General features: G+C 57.3%; 2 protein-coding genes. Both read right to left on the reverse strand.

Going from position 1 to position 1892, the window contains the following annotated elements; translation table 11 throughout:
* Positions 1–414 (reverse strand): phospholipase effector Tle1 domain-containing protein (locus WCB02_RS23460; protein ID WP_423961888.1); only part of this gene is annotated, 414 nt, incomplete at its 3' end.
* 31 nt (positions 415–445) lie between these two features.
* Positions 446–1003 (reverse strand): hypothetical protein, encoded by a 558-nt coding sequence (locus tag WCB02_RS23465; protein WP_423961887.1) that lies wholly within the window; start codon positions 1001–1003, stop codon positions 446–448.
* Positions 1004–1892: the final 889 nt, after the last annotated feature.

Genomic DNA, 1892 nt, shown 5'->3' on the forward strand with positions numbered 1-1892 from the left:
ATTCCAGGCTGAATACTTTGCGTGCCGGTAAGCGCGATAGGCGGCTTTCGCCTTTTGGTCGAGTTCGCGTTCGTCTGAGAATTTGACCAAACCCTGGTTCAACACGAGCCCGATCAGGACGCGGATGGTGAAAGCGCCGCGGCTGAAGCCAAATCCGTAAATTCGGTCGCCGGGTTGATAGTTGCGGCACAAGAATTTGTAAAGCTCTCTGACGTTTCGCTTGAGGCCCCATCCGAAAGCGCCACCGAGAATGGCGAGCGGAAGGAAGGACGATGTCCCGACGCCGTCGTCGTAGATGGTGACCTGGTTCGAGCCTTTCAGCTCGAGGCATTGAAACAGGCGCCAGACGTTCGTGCGCCAGACCTTTGCAGCCGAATTGCCGGTGCCGTCGGAAAGCAGGATGATGTTCTTCATGCTCGTGCTCAAATCAACAGTGAATAGGGAATTATCGTTCTGCGGGATAAAGGTGAAGGAGGCACCAGAGCGCTGACAGGAAGCCGGCTTGGCCGATGGCAATCGAAACGGTGGCGATCTTTGCCTTGGTCAGGGTGCGCAGGGCGCCAAAAACGAAGTCCCCGAAGGGTAGCCTCGCGGAGAAGAGTCCGACTAGGATTGAATCCTCCAGGAAGTCCGAGGTGATGTACAGCGCTGGAAATAGCCACCAGAGCCAGATTGGGATGCTTCGGAGGAAAACGAGCTGGCCGGCGGCGAAAACGGACAGCGTTCCGAGAAAAAGCCCCAATACGAACAGGAAAACATAGTCGAGGGGGAAAACGACGGGGACCATGTAAGTCGCCCGGGTTCCAGCCTTTGCTTGATCGTCGAGCCAGGTCTTGAAAGTATACTTGCCAAGTATAGCCTCCGCTGGAATGCGCGAAGGAATGTACCCGCTTCTCTCGATGAACCGCGCGCTGATATCTGCGTCCTTCGTCCTTGCGTAAACCAGTTCGAGCACTATCCAGGTGACCACTGTCGCCACGCAAAGGAATAAGACGGTCTTCATGAGCCCCCAAAATAAATTGCGGCCCAGCGTTCTTTCCGCGCTTTCCGGGCACAGATGAAACCGACAGTGTAGCGAATGCTCCTGAAGTGGCAACCAGAAGTGTAGGTCCTGGACGCGCCGCATAGCCCGCCCGCGGTGCAGCAAAGTTCGCCTTGGCACAGGACGACGCTACGAAGCGCGGCGCTCCCCTGTTGGCTTAACTTCCGAGTTTCTGTCGGCCCCACTAAAGATCGTGATTGCTCGAAGATGGATCTTCAACCGATGCATCGGGTCGCGCAGGGATTTACAAACTGGGCGACGCCGTTTTTGGCGAGATGCCGTCTGCTTTCGGGGCGTAACGATCACGCCGGGAGGCCGCAAGCGGCCCGTGCGGGGTCTCTCGGCAGCCCCGATCTGCATAGCAGCGAGCCCCGCAATCATAATCCAAGTACGACGAGCACCGCTCCGACGACCAGGCTGGCGAGCCGTCAATTGACGAGGATTTACTCATTTTGTCGACGATCCATTCGGCCGAGGGGTGGTGGTGGTGATAGGCATACGTCCTCAACGTCGTCGGCGGCTGCATACTATCAGATCTTGACGCTGGCAAAACTGAGCGGTTGGAGGAAGAGCGCCGCCGTCTATGCGTCGCGGACGCACTTCATTCCTGGAACCCTGCTGCCTCTGTTTGAAACGAGGAACTGGCCGAGGTCAGCCGAAGCTGTGGGTACAGGCGACAGTCGGACCGGCCCTCGTATAGATATTGCAGTGCGCATTCGCGAGAGATGGCGCTAGCGGTGATGCCGGGCGCCTGGTCGGCCATAAGCCGACTTATTCCGTAACCCCGCGTACGCGAAAAGACATTAATCGGGCTGCATTGCTCGCTGCGAATTTAGCATGCTGATAACGC

Source organism: Bradyrhizobium sp. (genome assembly GCF_049581145.1).
Lineage (GTDB): Bacteria > Pseudomonadota > Alphaproteobacteria > Rhizobiales > Xanthobacteraceae > Bradyrhizobium.

Excerpts from the sequence above, each read along its gene's own strand:
- WCB02_RS23465 (WP_423961887.1), bottom strand. The coding sequence starts at position 1,003 with ATGAAGACCGTCTTATTCCTTTGCGTGGCGACAGTGGTCACCTGGATA.